Below are 21,357 nucleotides of genomic sequence, written 5' to 3'. Positions count from 1 at the left end.
TCAGTTCACCAAATACCAAACTATCTATATTGTTCAATTGACTTTATAAAAAATAAGATAATATAATACCTCTTTGTGGTAATAATACTAACACGAAAAAGAATTTAGAAAATACTTTTATACCAATTTCTGGAATATGTAAACGAATAAAAATGAACAAGTCATTAATCAAACTTATTATACTAAGCAATTTAACAATAGCAACAGGACAAACAAAAACCGGTTACCCAATAACTCCAGTTCCTTTTACTTCTGTTAAAGTAAATGATGCCTTTTGGGGGCAACGTATTGAAGCTAGTAGAGAAACCACAATTCCCCTTGCTTTTGGAAAATGTGAAGAGACTGGCCGTTACGACAATTTCTTGATGGCAGCCAACCCCAGTGATAAACACAAAGCTGAGGGTTTTACTTTTGACGATACAGATGTTTATAAGACAATAGAGGGGGCAAGTTATTCAATGCAAACCCATCCCAATAGAAAATTAGAAAAATATATAGATAGCCTTATAAAGATTGTTGAAAAAGCACAAGAGCCCGATGGCTATCTGTACACGTTCAGAACCATGAACCCCAATCATGCACATGACTGGGCTGGAGATAAGCGTTGGGTAAAAGAGGAAGAATTAAGCCATGAATTGTACAATTTAGGCCATCTAGTTGAAGGCGCCGTTGCCCACTTTCAATCAACAGAAAAAAGAAATTTGCTTGATATAGCTATTGATTTCGCTGATTGTGCCATACGAGAAATTGGTAACGAACCAGGGCAAATTATGGTTGTCCCTGGGCATCAAATCACAGAAATGGCACTTGCAAAACTTTCAGTGGTAACTGGGGATAAAAAATATCTTGATTTCGCTAAATTATTATTAGATGAGCGTGGACAAACACATATAAAAAGTGAATACAGCCAATCACACAAGCCTGTTTTGGAGCAAGATGAGGCTGTGGGCCACGCTGTTAGGGCCGCCTATATGTATTCTGGTATGGCTGATGTTGCAGCACTGACAGGTGATGAAGGCTATATTCATGCTATAGATAAAATATGGGACAATATTGTATCAAAAAAACTGTACATAACTGGAGGAATAGGTGCAACGGGGCATGGAGAAGCTTTTGGAAAAAATTACGAATTACCAAATATGTCTGCATATTGTGAAACCTGTGCCGCCATTGGTAACGTATATTTAAACTACCGTTTATTTCTTCTTCATGGAGATGCAAAGTACTATGATGTTTTAGAGCGCACCCTTTATAACGGACTTATTTCTGGCGTATCGTTGGATGGCGGAAGCTTTTTCTACCCAAATCCTTTAGAGTCCATAGGTCAACACCAGCGACAAGCTTGGTTCGGTTGTGCCTGTTGTCCATCAAACATTAGTCGTTTTATTCCATCTGTACCAGGTTATATTTATGCTGTTGATGAAAATAATGTTTACATCAACTTATTTATGGCAAATGAATCAACCTTAAAACTAAACGGAAAATCGTTAAAAATTATTCAAAAAACTAATTACCCATGGAGTGGCAACGTTGCTATTGATGTTTCTACTGAACGAAAACAAGATTTCATTCTTAAAATAAGAGTACCTGGATGGCTTCAAAACGAAGTGGTTCCATCAAATCTATACAGTTACTCCGATAAAAAAGATTTAAAATTTTATGTAAAAGTCAACGGAAAAGAAGTTTTATCAAAAATTAATAAAGGGTATTTTAACATTAGCAGAACTTGGAAGAAAGGTGATAAAGTAGAAATTAATTTTGAAATGGAACCTCGAACTGTAAAAGCCCATTCTGCTGTTGAAAATGATAGGGGCAAGGTTTCTATTGAATGCGGGCCTCTTGTGTATTGTGCCGAGTGGCCAGATAATAATTTTGATATTTTTAGTATCATCTTAAATAAGAAACCTGAGTTTGAAATGGAATCCAAAAAAGATTTACTCTATGGCATAAACATGATTCATACCGGCGCACAAACGTTAAGCTACAGTGAAGACGGTAAAATTGTGGCCAAAGATGTAACCTTAAACATGATTCCTTATTATGCCTGGGCACACCGTGGCAGTGGAGATATGGCTGTTTGGTTGCCTATAGAATTAAACGCAACAAAACCAGCTATGGCTCCTTCTCTTGCTTCGGAAAGCAAAGTAGAAGCATCTCATAAAGTTAAACCAATTGTTGCTATTAATGACGGCTTAATACCACTTGACGCAGAAGATAGATCAATTCCCTATTACCACTGGTGGCCTAAAGAGGGAACTACAGAGTGGATTTCTTATACTTTCGACTCTAAAAAAACAGTAAGTCGTTCTACGGTTTATTGGTACGACGACAAACCTTGGGGTGGCTGTCAAGTGCCAGATTATTGGAAAATATATTACAAAGATTCTAATGATCAATGGCAACCAGTTGAAAATACTACAACCTATACAACCGAGAAAGGGCTACCAAATGAAGTGGTTTTTAAAACTGTAGAAACAACTGCCATAAAAATGGAAATTAAATTGGCCGAGAAAACTGCAGCTGGGATATTTGAATGGGAGATAGAATAACCAACATTTATAATGAACTCCTAAAATCTATGCAATCTGTAATGCGAAGGTGTAACTCCTTTTATTTGTTTAAACTTACGGTTAAAATTAGCTGTATTATGAAAGCCACATAGCTCTGAAATCGTAGAAATTGAATAGTCAGGTTTATTGAAGATGAGTTTGCATGCATTTTCAATTCTTATTTCTATTAAAAACTGAAAAAACGTTTTGTTAGTTCGCTTTTTAAAATATCTACAAAATGCATTTTTACTCATGTTGGCTATTTCAGAAATTTTTTCTAATGTTATGGGCTCCATATAATTTTCCATAGTGTAGTTAAAAACATCTTTCATTCGCTTTCCTTCATCATCAGTGTATTTCTTTTTGTAAACAAAAGATGATAAAGGAGATTTTTCCGCCTTAGTAATGTAATCTATTATCTTTAATAAGGTACTTATCCGTTGTACCTTATTTTGGCTCTTTAGCTTTAAAAATTGCTTAATAAGCTTTTTCTTTCTTGTTAATATCTTCATTCCATACTCTGATTCCTTAAAAAACCCATCAAAACTTTTTAGATCTGGCAAAGAAAAAAAATCCTTACCAAAGGAATTTCTATTAAAAAATAAAGTGTAAACAATTGTCTGTTCAGAAAAATTTAAATCTGTTCTGAAGACATGGGGCACATCACTACCTAAAACTAATATGTCACCAGGATAAAAATCGTTTACCGTGTCTCCAACTATTAGCGTTCCTGCTCCTTGTTCCACATAGCTAATTTGTATCTCATTATGTTGGTGAAGCTGGTTATACAACACTCTTAATCGGTCCTCTTGATATACCAGCGCTTCATTTTCTGGTTTTGGAATTTTAAAGGGAAGTACTTTCATATGCTAATAATTTTGCTAATATTATTAAATATTTTAGAATAAACCTTTTTAGAGGATAATATAATATTATTATAAGCTAATAATTGAACAGATGTAAGACAAAACATGGACTACTTTTGTACATATGCAAATTTAAAAACTATGATAAAATGGGAAGGCATAATGCCCGCAATGACAACTAAGTTTACGAGCGATGACACTTTAGACCTTGTAATGTTTGAAAAAAATATTAAACTCCAGATTGATGCAGGTGTACATGGAATAATTCTTGGCGGCACATTAGGTGAAGCAAGTACGCTTACCCATGAGGAAAAGGAAATTTTAATTAAAGAAACTTTATCGACTGTTGAAGGTAAGGTTCCCGTAATAATTAACATTGCAGAACAAAGTACTAAAGAGGCGATTAAAGTTGCCCAACACGCCGAAGCAATTGGTGCCGATGGTTTAATGATACTGCCTCCTATGCGGTATAAAGCAACAGATTACGAAACGGTGACTTATTTTGCTGAAATAGCAAAGAGTACCTTGCTACCAATAATGCTTTATAACAATCCTATTGATTATAAAATAATGATAACTTTAGATATGCTCGAAGAGTTAGCAAATCATAAGAATATTCAGGCCGTAAAAGAATCCACAAGAGATATTACAAATATTATTCGCATTAAAAATCGTTTTGGCGACCGTTTTAAAGTATTTACAGGTGTAGACACTTTAGGCCTAGAAAGTTTAGTGACTGGTGCTGATGGCTGGGTAGCTGGTTTAGTTTGTGCCTACCCTGCGGAAACTGTCGCTATTTACAATCTAGTTAAATCAGGTAGAATCAATGAAGCACTCGAAATTTATAAATGGTTTATGCCGTTGTTGGAACTTGATGTTAGTCCACAATTGGTGCAAAACATTAAATTAGCAGAAGTTGCCACGGGTATTGGTACAGAAAATGTAAGAGCTCCAAGATTACCATTACAAGGTGCAGAAAGAGAACGCGTTTTAAAAGTAATAGAAACAGCAATGGCCTCCAGACCTACGTTGCCAGACTATAAAAATATTTACGCATAAAAATGACATGATTACAGGCAAAAACCATATTGGGAACAAACTCAGTGCTAAAGGAACAATTAGCCATAAGACAATAAACCCTAAATTAAACATTCAAAACAAAACAGCATTTATTGAGGCTACTTCAGAAGAAATTGAGGAGGCTGTTACTTTAGCTAATGATGCGTTCAGGATTTACAGGAAAGTATCTGGGGAGAAAAAAGCTAAATTTTTAAATGCGATAGCCGAAGAAATTTTAGCACTGGACCAAGAGTTAATAGATACCTATACCATGGAATCTGGTTTACCTGAAGGGAGAGCAATAGGTGAACGAGGCCGAACAATCATGCAATTAAAATCGTTCGCAAATTTATTGGCTAACGAAGATTGGAAAGGCAATACCTTTGATTTGGCTATACCTGACCGAAAACCGTTCCCTAAAGCAGATATAAGAAAAACAGTAATTCCTATTGGCCCCGTTGTTGTATTTGGGGCAAGTAATTTTCCACTAGCTTTTTCAACAGCCGGTGGAGATACGGCTAGTGCACTCGCGGCCGGTTGTCCTGTTATTGTTAAAGCTCACGAAATGCATGCTGCAACCTCAGAGTTGGTAGCTTCTGCCATAATAAAAGCGGCGCAAAAAACAGGAATGCCAAATGGTGTGTTTTCACATCTTTCTGGTCGTGGCCCTGTAGTGGGTTCAGCATTAGTAAGCCATCCAAAAATAAAAGGAGTTGGTTTTACGGGAAGTATAGGTGCCGGTCGTTCTATTTTTAATTTAGCATCACAACGACCAGAACCTATACCGGTTTATGCAGAAATGGGTAGCGTAAACCCAGTTATAATAACTCCTAATGCTATAGCAAGTAGAAGCGAAGCTATTGCCAGTAGCTATGCCAGTTCCATAACATTGGGCTCAGGTCAATTTTGCACAAATCCTGGTTTGATTTTGACGATAGAAGATGAAAACACCGAAGAGTTTATTAAAACTCTAGCTGAAAAAACAGTGGGCATAGAAGCACAATGTATGTTGCATCCAAACATCAAGTTTGGCTTTGCAAAAAGCAGTGAAAGTGTTGTTTCCCAACCAGGTGTTACTACTGTTGCCAAACTTAAGGAAGAATTAAACAATAACTTTGCGGCATCCCAAATAGCTACCGTTTCAGGAACTGATTTTTTAGCAAATCCAAAAATTCATCAAGAAGTCTTTGGCCCTTTTTCAATTGTTGTGACAAGTAAAGACCAAAATCAATTAATTGAGATAATTGAAGTGTTAGAAGGTCAGTTAACAGGAACCATAATAGCCGAGAATAAAGACATTGAAACCCTATCTGATGTTGTTGAAGCATTAACCAATCGTGTTGGTCGTATTATTTTTAATGGCGTTCCAACTGGGGTTGAAGTCTGCCCAGCTATGCATCATGGCGGTCCGTACCCAGCTTCAACAGATGCAAAATTCACATCGGTTGGAACTGACGCCATTAAGCGTTGGGTGAGACCAATTAGTTATCAGTCATTTCCTTTGGAAATGCTTCCAAAAGGATTGCAAAAATAATATCTTACAAGTCCTAAATGCTAAAATTAATTAATGGCTAGAAAAACCTTTTTTTGTGTTGATGCACATACTTGTGGAAATCCTGTTCGCGTTGTTGCAGGTGGTGGACCCAATTTAGTGGGAGATTCAATGAGTGAAAAACGCCAGCATTTCCTTAAGGAGTTCGACTGGATTCGTAAAGGGTTGATGTTTGAGCCTCGGGGACACGATATGATGAGCGGGAGCTTACTTTATCCGCCTGCCAATCCAGAAAACGATTTTGGCATTCTGTTTATTGAAACTTCGGGTTGTTTGCCCATGTGTGGTCATGGTACCATAGGCACCATAACGATTGCCATTGAAGAAGGCCTAATTACTCCTAAATCGCCTGGTAAAATTAAAATGGAAGCACCTGCTGGTTTGGTTGAAATTGAATATCAACAAACCGGAAAGAAGGTAGATTGGGTAAAATTGGTTAACGTAAAATCATATTTGGCAGCGAAAAATTTAACGATTGATTGTCCAGAACTTGGCGAACTTAATTTCGATGTATCCTACGGTGGAAACTTTTATGCTATTGTAGATCCGCAAGAAAACTTTAGTGGTGTACATGACTTCACGGCAAGTAAAATTATTCAATACTCACAGGTTATCCGAAATCGAATAAATAAAAAATACCCCGACATGTTCATACATCCTGAAAACGATTCGATTAGGGATGTAAGCCATATATTGTGGACGGGAAACCCTATTGACCCAACATCATCAGGAAGAAATGCTGTTTTTTATGGTGAAAAGGCTATTGATCGGTCGCCATGTGGCACAGGCACTTCGGCTCGAATGGCCCAACTTTATGCTAAAGGAAAACTGAAACTTGGTGAACCCTATATTCATGAAAGTTTTATAGGCAGTAAATTCACTGGTAAAGTTGAAAAAGAAACAACGCTTAAAAACAAAAAAGCAATTATACCCAGCATACAAGGTTGGGCACAAGTAACTGGCTACAATAATATTATTATTGACGACGATGACCCATATGCCCATGGGTTTCAAGTTATTTGATACTCAAAAATATAAATATTGAATGAAAAAGGTAATTGTAATTGGAGGAGGAATCTCAGGTATGTGTAGTGCCTATTACCTTTTAAGAGAAGGATGTCAGGTTACGGTTATTGACAAAAGTAATTTATCAACTGGGGCATCATTTATTAATGCTGGGTATTTGTCGCCAAGCCATTTCATTCCGTTGGCCGCGCCAGGCATCATTACACAAAGTTTAAAATGGATGCTGAATAGTTCCAGTCCATTATATATAAAACCAAGAATCGATTTCGACTTTTTTAAATGGGCGTTGTATTTAAAAAAATCCGCAACTAAAAAAAATGTTGAAAGATTATCGCCTGTTTTAAAGGAATTAAATTTAAAAAGCCAAACCCTTTTTGAGGAAATGATTGATGATTTGGACTTTAAATTCCATTACGAAAAAAAAGGCGTTCTTATGGCTTATACAGAGACTGAAAGCGAAAAACACGAACTGGAAATAGCACATTGGGCCAAAGAAGAAGGTTTGGAGGTTGACTGTTTAAATAAAGATGAACTAAGCAAAATTCAACCCGTTTTATCAGACCATGTTATCGGAGCAGTCCATTACAAATGCGACTCCCACATGACTCCAAATAATTTCATTAGGGACTTGCGGACTTGGCTGGAAAAGAATGGTGTTATTTTTAAATCAAATCAAGAAGTATTAGATTTTTCAATAAAGAACAATAAAATTGTTTCAGTAATAACAGAACATGACGTTTACAACGCCGATGATTTTGTGCTCGCTAGTGGTTGTTGGACATCACCTTTAGCCTCCAAGCTAAATTTGAACATCCCAATTCAAGGAGGTAAGGGTTACAGCATGGATGTCCATAGGCCAACAGGCATTACCATACCTGCCATTTTGGTTGAAGCCAGAGCTGCCGTTACACCAATGGATGGTTTCACTCGTTTTGCAGGTACTATGGAATTTTCAGGAAACAATACCATAGTTAGAAAGGAGCGCGTTGAAGCTATTGCTAAAGCAGTAAAAAAATATTATAAAGATTTAGAAATTAATGAACAAGAACGCGCTGCCGCTACTTCGGGATTGAGACCTGTTTCTCCTGATGGTGTGCCATTTATCGGTAAAACCAATAAATACGCTAACTTAACAATCGCTGCAGGACACGCCATGTTGGGTTGGAGTTTGGGACCTATAACCGGAAAACTGGTTGCAGAGCAAATTTGCAATAAAAAATCATCGATAAGCTTAACCCCCATTTCTCCAAATCGTTTCAAAAAATAACAAAAACATATTGCATTGATGAAGAGGGATAAACTGTCCATTTATTTAGCGCTAGCCTTTTATTTGTCCAGTGTACTGGCTGTGTTTGCCCAAAGTGGCAATCAAATCTTGGATGGTATTGGAGAAACTGGATTAATTGCTCGATATGTGTTTGAAGGGAATTTAAAAGATTGGTCTAGAAACAATTTACATGCTGAAATAAAAGATGGTTCCCCTGAGTTTATAGAAGACACATTATTTAAAAAAGCACTTGCATTAAATGCTGGCAACAATACCTACATTTCTTTACCCGGCCAAACTTTAAATAGCATAGAATCATTGAGCGTTACAGGGTGGATTTTTTTTAAGTCTGATGCAGATAATCAATTTGTTTTAGATTTTGGAAAAGACAGCAGTTCACATGTTTCTTTAAAAACGACGGAAGACGGAACAGGTATTCAATCTGAAATTGTATCAGAAACAAAAGGTGTCTTTAAAACGGTATCAAAAAGTTTAAAGCCCAATGCATGGAATCATGTTGCTTTGGTTATTGATGTTTCTTCCGAAACCCTCATAACATACATCAATGGAAAACATGCAGCAGAAACCAAGTTGGATGACTTTGAATTGGAAAAGATCTTCAACACTCCAAATGGTAAAAATGAGTTATACATTGGCAAATCGTTAGCATCAAACATTGGAAATCTTGATGCAAGCTTGTATGATTTTCGTTTATACCGTATTCCGTTGAGCAATAGCCAAATCGATAATATCTTTCACAACTCATTGGGGCAAGAAAATCAAGTTAACGAACGCCATGAAGAAAACAACGATTTACAAGAATTTGCAGAAGATGAGCCTCAACTATACAATCAATATCTAACACGTGTTCCTGATATTGAAGTTGAAACCGTTGTTGGGTTTTTGCCACGTTTACCACGGACACTTGATGGAATATATATTAATGGCATTAATGGTCCAAAAGTACGAGTGATTTGGCCAGCGCCAATTGACAACAATGTGGTTTTACAACCAGGGAAATATACTGTATCTGGAACTATTGTTGGTTCAAAAATAGTACCCAAAGCGATTGTTACAGTTAAAACTGATAGTCCATCAATCACACCAAGTAAACTGCTTGAAACATTTAATTTGGATGCTGTTTCATTGGATTTAGATAGTCATGGCCACCAATCAAAGTTTATTGAAAACCGAGATAAATTTATCAAAACACTAGCTGAAACAAATCCCGATGATTTCCTGTACATGTTTAGAAATGCCTTCGGGCAAAAGCAACCAAAAGGCGCTAAACCATTAGGCGTTTGGGACACCCAAGAAACCAAATTACGTGGACACGCCACCGGGCATTATCTTACCGCCATTGCCCAAGCTTATGCAAGCACAGGTTATGATGAATTACTCCATATAAATTTTGGCAATAAAATGGAGCACATGGTCAATACACTCCATAAATTATATCAAATGTCAGGACACCCTAGGGAAGCAGGGGACAATTGTGTATCAGATCCTTCAGCCGTGCCCCCTGGCCCAGATAAAGCAAATTATGATTCAGATTTGAGTGAGGATGGTATCCGTACCGACTATTGGAATTGGGGTAAAGGATTTATTAGTGCCTATCCTCCCGATCAATTTGTCATGCTGGAACAAGGGGCAACTTATGGTGGACAAAAAAACCAAGTCTGGGCACCATACTACACATTACATAAAATCCTAGCTGGTTTGATGGACATCTATGAAGCAAGTGGCAATAAGAAAGCTCTTGAAATTGCAAAAGGAATGGGTGATTGGGTTCATGTACGTTTAAGCCTGTTACCAACAAAAACACTAATCCATATGTGGAATAGTTACATTGCTGGAGAATTTGGCGGGATGAACGAAGCCATGGCAAGATTATTCAGAATAACAAATGATTCTAAATACTTAGAAACAGCGAAACTATTTGACAATATAAATGTATTCTTTGGCGATGCAAACCACAATCATGGATTAGCTAAAAATGTAGATACTTTTCGTGGATTGCACGCCAACCAGCACATACCTCAAATTATTGGGGCTCTGGAGATTTATCGTGATTCAAATGCTTCTGAATACTACCGAATAGCAGATAATTTTTGGTATAAAACCGTAAATGACTATATGTACAGCATTGGGGGCGTGGCAGGCGCACGTAATCCTGCTAATGCAGAATGTTTTATTAGTCAGCCAGCAACTCTTTATGAAAATGGGTTTTCGGCTAGTGGACAAAATGAAACCTGTGCAACATATAATATGCTCAAACTAACTAGAGGTTTGTTTCTTTTTGAGCAATCGACTGATTTAATGGACTATTATGAGCGTGGTCTCTATAACCATATTCTAGCTTCGGTTGCAGAGGATAGCCCAGCAAACACTTATCACGTACCATTAAGACCAGGCTCAGTAAAACATTTTGGCAATCCAGATATGAAAGGGTTTACATGTTGCAATGGCACTTCACTTGAGAGCAATACAATGCTGCAGAATTCCATTTACTTTAAAAGCTCTGATAACAAGACATTGTATGTAAATCTATTTATACCCTCAACACTAAAATGGACTGAAAAGAAGGTAAGCATAACCCAAACCACTACTTTTCCAAATGAGGATTACACTAAATTAACCGTAAAAGGAAAGGGAAAATTTAATATCAATGTGCGTGTACCTACTTGGGCGTCCAAGGGTTTTTTTGTAACCATTAATGGCAAGAAAGAAAAAGTAAATGCCAAACCAGGAAGCTATATAAAATTAAGCCGTAAATGGAAAAACGGAGACACCATTGAACTTCGCATGCCCTTTCAGTTTCACTTAGAACCTGTTATGGATCAGCAAAATATAGCTAGTTTGTTTTATGGCCCGATTTTATTGGCCTCCCAAGAACCTGAACCGCGAAAAGAATGGCGTAAATTAACTTTTGATGTTAGTGATATAAGCAAATCTATTGAGGGTAATCCCAGAACATTTAAATTTACTATTAACGGCGTTGTTTTAAAGCCTTTTTATGACATCTATGGACGTCATTCAACTTATTTTGACGTTACCTTTAAATAAAACGGAATCAGAAATAAATCTCACTACATTGCTTTAAGTCCATCTAGCTCATAAAATATTCAAAGGTTGGTAAACCTATTAATTGTGTTAGAAATAAGTGGGTTATTTTGATTTTTCGGTGTTGTTAAAAATTTAGGAAACCCTGAGATTTGAAAATAAACTTTTTCATATTAATTGAATATACTCCATAAGGTTAAGCAACTGCATCAACTTTATAAAGCTATTAAAATGTTTCATAAGACTAATGAAAATGCACTATTTTATATCTTATAATACTCAAAAGAGGCTAATATTTACAGCTTATCAGATAATAATTGTTATTTTTTCACTATTTACAATGTCTATATTTGTATAAGTGTGTTCATTACACTACTATTTAAGCCACTACATAGTAATTAGCTGAAACAGAAATAACTGTAATGACAAAAAAAGTAACCATACTGCTTTTACATCTAGTTTTTTTTATTATTTCATGTAATAAAAAATTGGCTGAAAAATATGACTTACCTCAAGAGCATAAAAATATAGGAAACCCTATATTGCCCGGATATTATGCTGACCCAACAATTAAAAAATTTGGAGACGTTTATTATATATACGCTACAACCGACAATGAAATGCTAGCCTCAGGAGCACCTACCGTATGGTACAGTAAGGACTTAAGAAATTGGTACAATTATACCATGGAGGTGCCTTCACTTTCATTTGTTAATCTAAAAAACTATTGGGCGCCTGACATCATAAAAGGTAAAGACGGAAAGTATTATTTATACTTTGGAAACTGCCAATCTGGGTGTAACATATATGGTTATGTATCAGATACTCCAGTCGGTCCATGGGTCAAATTAAATGAAGATGGTACGCCTGTTATTGCGCATAACTTTCCTAAATCAGGGTTCCCTTCTTTGGACGCCCAATTTTTTTCTGATACTGACGGAAAAGTATATGCCTATTGGGGTACTTGGGTTCATTATAACGGAGGATATGCAGTTGGAGAACTGGACACAAGCACCATGAAAGATATTATTAATCCAAAGAATATTCCCTTGGATCAAACGCCAAATCCTTTTGAAGCTGTTTATGTGATGAAAAAGGGCGATAAGTATATTTTAATGTACTCTGGAGAATCTTGCCATAACGAAACGTACAAAGTACTTTACTCTTATGCCTGTTCTCCCTACGGCCCCTTTACTCCAGGAAAAAACAATCCGATACTCAGTACAAATGAGGACATGACAGTTCATGGGCCCGGCCACCATTCTATATTGCAAGAAGGCGATGACACCTATATCGTTTATCATAAGCACGATTACCCAATGACTAGAGGAGGTTTATCAAGACAAGTGTGCATGGATAAAATGGTTTTCGAAAACGATTCGACCATAAAAACAGTTGAACCAACACTAAAAGGGGTTTCCCAAATACATGATTTTGAAGTTCCGGAAAACTTAGCTTTCCAAACAAAAGCAACAGCTTCATCAAGTTACCACCTCAAATCATTGGAATATGATTACACTTACGAATCAAATTTTGCCATAGATGACAATAATGCTACGATGTGGAAAGCATCAAGCAATACCTTACCTCAAAATTTAACAATAGATTTAGGCTCAATAAAAGACATCAAAAGAGTAATGACACAATTTGAATTTGCAAGTTATTACTATCAATATACTATAGAATATTCAAAAGATGGAAAAGCCTGGCAAACCTTTGCTGATAATTCTAAAAATCAGACACCAGGCAGCCCAATGATTGATGATAATAATGCTAAAGCTAGATATATTAAATTAAATATTTTGGCAGTAGAAAAATCAGGCCTACTTGCCGCCGTATGGAACATTAAAGTGTATAATGACTTATTTGAAATACCTCTGAAATTAAAGAACAAGCCATCAACAAACTCCCCTGCCCCAACTACTTCCCATCAAAAAATTATTGATATTAATGCTGACGATATAAAAGTAAATACTAATACCCTTATACCCAATAGAGGAACACTTTCTGGATTTTTCAAGATAGAAGGCGAAGTGTCCATCTCATCCGACCCCGAAACAGGGTCTAAAGTATTTAATTTTACAAAAGGCGCTCTGATACTTGACCAATCTGTTCCTGAAAATCTATCCTGGAATGGCTCATTTACAGTAGCAACATGGGTAAAAAACCCTGAAATATCAAACCATAGTGAAATCATCGCTTCTTGGTGCAACCGTTTTACTTATGGCTTAGCTAATTCATACACTGCTTTAGCCTACAATAGTGGCACCTATGGTGCTGCCGCGCATTTAGATGGGCATTTTGATATGCACTACAATAGTTTGCCGGAAGCGAACAAATGGCATCACATTGTACTGACTTTTGATGGTGTTGTAGAAAAAATATATGTAGATGGTGTACTTGATAATGCCCAAAACATGCTTTTGTCATCCGCCATTGATAATGCCAAAATAATTATCGGAGCTTCAGATATAGGAGAACATTTTTCTGGTTTCATGGTGTCATTACAAATGTATGATTATGCACTGAATGAACAGGAAATAAAACAATTGAAACATAACACTAAATGGTTTTAACCGTTATCTTTCTGCCTGATTTTTATTAACTTATATCGAGAACATATCTGAATTTTAATAATAAGTGTTATATTTACACTTTTAAAAAATAAAAGAAAATTAAACCCCTATTTTTAGGATAATTTAAAAATAAATTGCTGGACTAAAAACATTACATGCTATGAATTTCTTAAAAAAAGCACTATTAATACCGCTTTCGCTACTCACTTTAAGTGGTTTTTCCCAAACCAATTTGGCACTATTGCCTTCCACTGAAGTCTCCACCTCCCATGTATCTCCATGGGAAAGTTTGTCTGCTGTAAATGACAACAATCCAATAATCAATTCAGCTGACAGAACTTATCCTATCTATGGAAACTGGAATGGCGACGGTGAATACGGCAAATACAACTGGGTACAATACTCATGGAACTATGCCCATGATATTTCTTCGGTATCTATTTATTGGTTTACGGATTATGGTGGATTGGCACAACCTACTGATGCTTATATAGAGTACCTCGATTGCGATGGTTCATGGGTAAACGGTGGTACCGTGGGTAAGTCATTGAATACTTTTAATACCTTAAGCGGGTTATCCTTTAATACAACAAGTATAAGGATTTACATGAAAAGTGGTACTTCCACTGGAATCGTTGAGTTTCGGGTGTATGGAACGGAAACGACGAATTGTGACCCTATTGCTATAATTCCGAAAGTGAATGTAAACAGTAGCACAGATCAAGAACAAAATTATGCTGTTATTGGCACTTCCGATTCCGTTGAATTTATACCAGAATTACCACAAGGTGTAACGGAATGTTATATGGGTTGGATAGGCCCCAATAATTTTCAGGCCAGTAGCCAAACAATAACTCTGTCTAGCTTAAGCAGCATTGATTCTGGAACGTATACCTATACTTATATTAATGATTGTGGTTCTACTACAACCCAAGACTTCTTCTTGACGGTTCAAGAAACTACTGCCGCATTTAATGGGTGGCCAGCATACGATCATCAAACACTTTATTATGATTGGAGTGCAGAATACCCTACTTTTCCAGAACCAACAAAAAATTTGATAGATGATTATCCAGGATACCCTGGGTGTAATGTAGATTATAGAGAATCATACGGAAGTTGGACTTATGTGCAGGGACCTGATCCTAATCCAGAAATTACTCCTATAGCTATAACCAATATGTTAAAACGTGTAGATGGTGATTTTAGATTTTTGATTGATAATATGGGATGGCCTCCAACCAAGTTATACCAGGCAGGCTATCGAGATATGATTTATTTATTGGGCTCTGGTTTATGTAATGATAGTCATGGTCAGTATGAACCAGGAGGATGGATGGGTACTATAAGCACTCAAGATGGAGAAGTATGGCATAATATAATTTTATCTTACATACCGGTTAAGGCTTTTGATCCTGCTACACCCGACCCATATCAATCAGGCGCTGTAGTTCATGAGGGAATCCATGCCCTTTATGCAGCTCTACCAGGATGCAGGGATGCAGCTTGGTTCCATGAGGGATCCAATGTTTGGCTACAAATGGTTTTGGAAATTGAAAAAGCTGGTGGTCAATTAAGTGCTTACGAGACCTCTGACTTAGGTTGGTTAAGTTCATCTAGTGTATTTGCACCATTTATGCCCATAGAGACTTATGGTGGTTGGTTAACCGATGGAACTTTTGCAGGGCCTGCAGCACAAGGTTTGGTTAGATCAGATGGAACATTAAGAACTAGAAATTTGTTTGGAGGCGTGCAGTACAGTACTATTTTCCCAACATTTTTAGGAGAAGTTGTTAATATTAAAAGTTTGCCGTGGGTTTGGAAATATGCCATAGGAAATGTATTGGAAGGGATTGCTGAAGGTAGCGGTGGAGCTCCTGGATTAGGAGACTTCAAAATGCGTCAACTTATTCAGGAATATAGAGCGCGATTGGCGTTATCCGATTTTAAACGCTTTACGAAGCCTCTCAAGAATATGATGAACTATTATTTCCAAACAAGAATTTATGCAGAACATCCTTCTTCAGTAGTACCCGAACCAGTTGCTGACTGGTATGCAACACCTTACGTAAAAATGACAAAAGATGCTGAAGGGTTTTTAATTCCAGATGAACTTACCTTACCTGGTTGGTCTGGCGCCAACTTCGTTCCAATTCATACAACAGGCAATAGTGCTACGGTGACTTTCCAACCTTTAGGGCAAAATATGTCCATGCAGTTATGTTACCGCACAAAAGCAGGGGCAACTTTTTATAGCCAGCCTGTTTATGGTGGTGATTGCACAATTTCATTTGATGGTGGTGCGCCAGCAAACGGAGTTATTTTTGCCGTCATATGTAATACGGATTATGTTTTTAGTGAAGAAGCAAGAACTAGTAGATTTGATTATAAACTGAAACTAGGAACTGGAGCTAGGCAAGCAGCCGATGTTAACCTACGATGGTTTAACTGGGAGGATACTATTGTAGATTCTTCATTATCCACTGATGATGTGTTCGCTACGGTTTCTCAGTTTGAAATTTATCCTAATCCTGCTGAAAGTTCATCTTTATTAAATTTAAAGTTTAGATATGAAAACCAAACGGATTATGATTTAAAAATTTCCAATATAAGTGGTCAGGCGGTTTACACAATGCTAAATTGTAAGTCGGACGAACAAATTCCCTTATCAAGCCTTTCAGAAGGACTTTATTTTGTAACAGTAAAAACCGCAACCTATCAACAAACCAAAAAGCTTGTGGTTAAATAAATTAAAATCATTTTGGTAAATTTTTAGGATTTAACAATTTATGAAATACTAAATTGTTAAATCCTATTTTTTAGTGTTACCTCGTTCTCTAGCCTAATAAGAAAATTAAAACCCAATTACAAAACACTCTTTATGGTAAAATCTGCCGCTTTTAATCCTTTACCACTTACTTTAAGATGAATATCTCCAACCTTGGTATTTGATTGTACCAAAACCACTAGTTTACCGTTAAAAAGTTTCATGGTGGGCAAATGGAACATTTCCAACGAGGTTGCATCTCCATTACAAGCGGCCCTATAGCTACCTTCACCTTTAACTTTAAACTTTAATTGATTATTTGCAGTTGGACAAGGAACTCCATTTTTGTCAACCACTGAAACGGTAACAAACGCCAAGTCTTCTCCATTAGCCTTTAATTGTTTTACATCAGGATCCAACACTATTTTATAGGGTTTTCCTGAGGTATGGATTTCTTTTTTATCTACAGGATTTCCTTCATCATCGAAGGCTACTACTTTTATAGTTCCTGGTTCATATTTAACATCCATCCACATTAAACGATACCGATTTTGTGGTGTTTCATTATTCTTTTTTTGAATGCCCATGCTCTTGCCATTAACGAACAATTCTGCACTGTTGTAACTAGTGTAGACAAAAACAGGTGTGGTTTCTCCTTCTCGACCTTCCCAATTCCAATGTGGCAAGACATGAAGGGTTTCTTCTTTAGTATTCCATCTGCTTCTGTAGAGATAAAATCGGTCTTTTGGAAGCCCAGCCAAATCATTTATACCAAAATAAGAACTGCGCGATGGCCATTTATCATCATAAGGGGTTGGCTCTCCTAAGTAGTCAAATCCCGTCCAAACAAATTCACCAATCACCCAAGGTTTGTCATCTTGCAGCACAAAATCATCATCAGGCAGATTAGACCAGCTGCAATATTCCAAATCATATGAAGAACACTGAAAATCATCGTATTGTTTCATACTTGCCTTTTCCACTGGAAATTTATAAACCCCTCTTGAACTGACTGTTGAAGCCGTTTCAGACCCCAAAATGAAACCTTGTGGGAACTTTTCAAAAGCTTCTTCGTACAAATGCACTCTGTAATTCAACCCAGGAATATCCAACAGTGCACCAAAGCCAGATTTCATGGTTTGGTCTACCCGATCCATACCTACGGTAACAGGTCGTGTCGGGTCTTCCCGATGAAAAATATCCTGAAGACGTTTAGCGCGTTTCACCCCTTCAGCTCCAAATTGGTCAGGAACCTCGTTTCCCGAACTCCACATGACAATACATGGGTGATTGCGAGTGGCATGGATTAAATTCACCAAATCCTTTTCCACATCCGTTTCAAAATATAAATGATATCCATTTTTTACTTTGGGTCTGGCCCATTCGTCAAAGCTTTCGGCTAAAAACATAAAGCCCATTTCATCACATAATTCCAACTGTTCCAACGAAGGCATGTTATGGGAGCTTCTAATGGCATCAACACCCATATCTTTTAAAATGCGTAATTGCCTGCGTAGGGCAGACCTGTTAATTGCCACACCAATAGGCCCTAAATCATGATGCAAACACACACCTTTGAATTTGCGTACGTTGCCGTTTAGGCTGAATCCTTTGTTTGCTTCGTACGCGATTGACCGAATACCAAATCTGGTTGTATACTCATCAATAAGTTCGCCATTTTTATATAGTTTGCTTACCGCCTTGTAGAGATATGGATTTTCAGGACTCCACAAATTGGGACTGGTAACCGGAATATTCTGCTCGAATTCGTTATTGAATATCGTAGAAGTCTTATTTGAAGCCACCTCACTTCCTTGGGCATCCAATATCGTGGTAAGGAGTTGGATATCGTTACCTGTAACCTTTGTTTTTACATTAACCTTGGCCAAATCTTTTGAAGCCTTAGGGGTAGTTATATAAGTCCCCCAATGGTTTATACTTTCCTTGTTTTTTACAATTAGCTGAACTTTTCGGTAAAGCCCCGCACCAGGGTACCAACGTGAAGATTCCCCAAGGTTTGCTATATGAACTGCCAAAACATTGTAATCGCTCTCAAGAAAATCGGTTACATCAAAATAAAAATAGTTGTAGCCATAATTCCATTCGCCAACTTTTTTCCCATTGATAAAAACTTTTGGCTGGCTCATTGCCCCATCAAAAGTCAACAAAACCTTTTGCTTTTCATTTAAGTTTGAAATATTAAATGTTTTACGGTACCAACCTTCACCTATATAGGGCAATGCCCCGGTTCTTCCAGTTTTTTCTGTTGGTATCTTTTCCCCGTTTTGTTCAATGGCCACGGTTTGTTTATCAATTTCTTTGTCGAAGGGACCGTAAATCGCCCAATCGTGAGGTACTGAAACTGTTTCCCATTTAGAATCGTTAAAATCTTTTTTAAAAGCCTCTTCTTTTTGTCCTTTATAAAATTTCCAATCTTGTTTTAGTTCAATAACCTGTCTGGTTTGAGCCAAAACATTTATAGAAATTAGGAGGATAAGGAAAATGGCCCTTTTTAAATACATCATTTGCTTATCGTTAAAATTTTAACCTGTTCAAACTTAATAAATAGTCATTTAATTTAACATTCTTTCTATGCCCATTTCAAGTCCAGATAATTCAGCCAAACCTTTTAAACGGCCAATAAGAGGATAACCAGGATTAGCCGATTTACCATAATCATCAAGCATTTTGATGCCGTGGTCTGGTCGCACTGGAATATTAAAATCTGAACGACCTTCTTTAATTCGGCGTTTTTGCTCTTCCAACAATGCTTTCATAATTGGAAACATGTCCACATCCCCATAAATGTGTCCTGTTTCATGGAAACAACCATCTGGGAGAAATACATTATTTCTAAGGTGAGTAAAATGAATTCTATCTCCAATAGATTTTACGATTGCAGTTAAATCGTTGGATTTATTTACCGAAAGTGAACCTGTACAGTAAGTCACCCCATTGGCAATTGAATCGTATTGTTTGCATATCCACTCCAAATCCTCTTGTGTGCTCACAATTCGCGGCAAGCCCAATACTGGGAAAGGTGGGTCGTCTGGATGGATGCAAAGCTTAACACCTGCTTCTTCGGCCACGGGAACCACGTCCTTGAGAAAAAGGCTTAAATGCTCACGTAAACGGGCTGCATCAATATCCTTGTAAGTATCAATAAATTTTAAGAAAAGCTTTTTGTAATCAGGTGATGAACCATCAACAACACCATCGATAAATCCTTGTGTCACTACAATGATGTTGTAGGCAAGCAATTCCTTTTCCTCTTCGCTCATTTCGTCAGCCAACTTTCTGGCCTTTTCAACTATATCAGCTGGATAATCTTTTTCTGCATTTGGCCTTTTAAGAATAAAGGCATCAAAAGCCACGAAAGTTGGAAAATCAAAAAACATAACCTCACCGCCATCATCTAATTTGTAATGAAGGTCTGTTCTCACCCAATCCAACACGGGCATAAAATTGTAGCAAATGCGGTCAATACCACATTTCCCCAAGTTTATAACGGATTGCTGATAATTATTAATCAGACGTTGATAATCATCGTTATGGGTTTTAATTCCTTCTGAAACAGGAAGGCTTTCCACAACACTCCAACGCATGTCATGTGCTTCTATTTGATTTTTTACCTTCATGATTTCCTCAACGCTCCAAACTTCTCCGTTTGGAATATGATGTAAAGCCGTTACAACACCTTCAACACCCATTTGGCGCAAATCTGCCAAGGAAACTTGGTCCTTTTGGCCAAACCAACGCCATGTTTTTTCTAAAGGCATATTCTTAGATTTTTAAATTAAACACCACTAAATGAGCTGAAACCACCATCAATAGGTAAAATTACCCCAGTGATAAACGATGCCTCGTCTGAACAAAGAAATTTAACAGCCCCGTTCAATTCTTTTATATCTCCAAAACGACCCATTGGCGTTCTTGCCAGCACCTTTTTACTACGTTCTGTATAGGAGCCATCTGGATTGATTAAGACTTTTCGGTTTTGATCACCTATAAAAAACCCTGGAGCAATGGAGTTGACCCGGATTTTTTCACTGAATTTTGTTGCCATTTCCATGGCCATCCATTGTGTAAAAATGTTTATGGCCGTTTTTGCTGTTGAATACCCCAATACCCTTGTAATAGCTGAATACGTTGCCATTGAAGAGATTGTTATAATACTACCCTCTCCTTTTTCTGCCATAGCTTCGCCAAAAACAAGACTTGGATAAACCGTACCGTTCATATTTAAACTATTGACCTTTTCAAAATCTTCAATCTTCATATCGAAAACGGTCTGCTCTTCGGTAAGCGTAGCCCCAGGAAGGTTTCCTCCAGCGGCGTTAATCAAAATATCAACTTTTCCCCATTTTTGAAGTAAATCATCTCGGGTTGACTTTAGCTCGGCAACATCCAAAACACTGGAAACAAAACCGAGTACGTCTCCACCCAATCCTTCTAGTTCTTCGACCCTCGCTTTTACATTTTCTTCCCTAATATCGAGAATAGCGACCTTAACACCTATTTCTACTAGGCTTTTAGCTATGCTTCCACCCAATACGCCACCGCCACCTGTTACAACGGCTACTTTATCTTTTAAATCAAACATATTTTTAGTTTTTTGGTTTTATTTTTTTA

12 protein-coding genes are annotated in these 21,357 nt (G+C 37.1%); 8 read left to right on the top strand and 4 right to left on the bottom strand.

The window, feature by feature from the left end:
• The first annotated feature begins 152 nt into the window (after positions 1-152).
• A complete protein-coding gene (locus WJN01_RS14120; protein WP_445197807.1) occupies positions 153-2,549 on the top strand; it encodes a glycoside hydrolase family 127 protein in 2,397 nt (798 codons plus the stop codon).
• Between the two features lie 20 nt (positions 2,550-2,569).
• Here the strand turns inward: WJN01_RS14120 and WJN01_RS14115 are convergent, their stop codons facing one another.
• Positions 2,570-3,415 (bottom strand): AraC family transcriptional regulator, encoded by an 846-nt coding sequence (locus WJN01_RS14115; protein ID WP_445197806.1) that lies wholly within the window; start codon positions 3,413-3,415, stop codon positions 2,570-2,572.
• A 141-nt stretch (positions 3,416-3,556) separates the two neighbouring features.
• Here WJN01_RS14115 and WJN01_RS14110 point away from each other — a divergent pair, with 141 nt between their 5' ends.
• From WJN01_RS14110 to WJN01_RS14080, 7 genes are all read left to right on the top strand, one after another.
• Positions 3,557-4,474, top strand: a complete 918-nt coding sequence (locus tag WJN01_RS14110; RefSeq protein WP_445197805.1) for a dihydrodipicolinate synthase family protein — start codon at positions 3,557-3,559, stop codon at positions 4,472-4,474.
• 7 nt (positions 4,475-4,481) lie between these two features.
• On the top strand, positions 4,482-6,008 hold the full coding sequence (locus WJN01_RS14105; protein WP_445197804.1) for an aldehyde dehydrogenase (NADP(+)): 1,527 nt from the start codon (positions 4,482-4,484) through the stop codon (positions 6,006-6,008).
• A 33-nt stretch (positions 6,009-6,041) separates the two neighbouring features.
• On the top strand, positions 6,042-7,049 hold the full coding sequence (locus WJN01_RS14100) for a 4-hydroxyproline epimerase (protein WP_445197803.1): 1,008 nt from the start codon (positions 6,042-6,044) through the stop codon (positions 7,047-7,049).
• A gap of 22 nt (positions 7,050-7,071) precedes the next feature.
• Complete coding sequence (locus WJN01_RS14095; protein WP_445197802.1) at positions 7,072-8,319, top strand: NAD(P)/FAD-dependent oxidoreductase; 1,248 nt, start codon at positions 7,072-7,074, stop codon at positions 8,317-8,319.
• Between the two features lie 18 nt (positions 8,320-8,337).
• Positions 8,338-11,385, top strand: coding sequence for a beta-L-arabinofuranosidase domain-containing protein (locus WJN01_RS14090; protein WP_445197801.1), 3,048 nt, complete (start codon positions 8,338-8,340; stop codon positions 11,383-11,385).
• Between the two features lie 419 nt (positions 11,386-11,804).
• On the top strand, positions 11,805-13,958 hold the full coding sequence (locus tag WJN01_RS14085) for a family 43 glycosylhydrolase (protein WP_445197800.1): 2,154 nt from the start codon (positions 11,805-11,807) through the stop codon (positions 13,956-13,958).
• A 160-nt stretch (positions 13,959-14,118) separates the two neighbouring features.
• Complete coding sequence (locus tag WJN01_RS14080) at positions 14,119-16,707, top strand: T9SS type A sorting domain-containing protein (protein WP_445197799.1); 2,589 nt, start codon at positions 14,119-14,121, stop codon at positions 16,705-16,707.
• A gap of 116 nt (positions 16,708-16,823) precedes the next feature.
• On the opposite strand, the gene WJN01_RS14075 is transcribed toward WJN01_RS14080, so the two are convergent.
• The 3 genes from WJN01_RS14075 to WJN01_RS14065 are packed head-to-tail and all read right to left on the bottom strand — an operon-like array spanning position 16,824 to position 21,328.
• Complete coding sequence (locus WJN01_RS14075; protein WP_445197869.1) at positions 16,824-19,247, bottom strand: DUF4982 domain-containing protein; 2,424 nt, start codon at positions 19,245-19,247, stop codon at positions 16,824-16,826.
• Positions 19,248-19,298: 51 nt separating this feature from the next.
• Positions 19,299-20,504: a mannonate dehydratase gene (uxuA, locus tag WJN01_RS14070; protein ID WP_445197798.1), complete on the bottom strand. Its 1,206-nt coding sequence runs from the start codon at positions 20,502-20,504 to the stop codon at positions 19,299-19,301.
• A gap of 17 nt (positions 20,505-20,521) precedes the next feature.
• Complete coding sequence (locus WJN01_RS14065) at positions 20,522-21,328, bottom strand: SDR family oxidoreductase (protein WP_445197797.1); 807 nt, start codon at positions 21,326-21,328, stop codon at positions 20,522-20,524.
• Between the last annotated feature and the right edge of the window lie 29 nt (positions 21,329-21,357).

Origin of the sequence: Tamlana sedimenti, from assembly GCF_038148895.1 — a bacterium.
GTDB lineage: Bacteria > Bacteroidota > Bacteroidia > Flavobacteriales > Flavobacteriaceae > Tamlana.
This window is presented reverse-complemented; position numbering and strand designations above follow the sequence as displayed.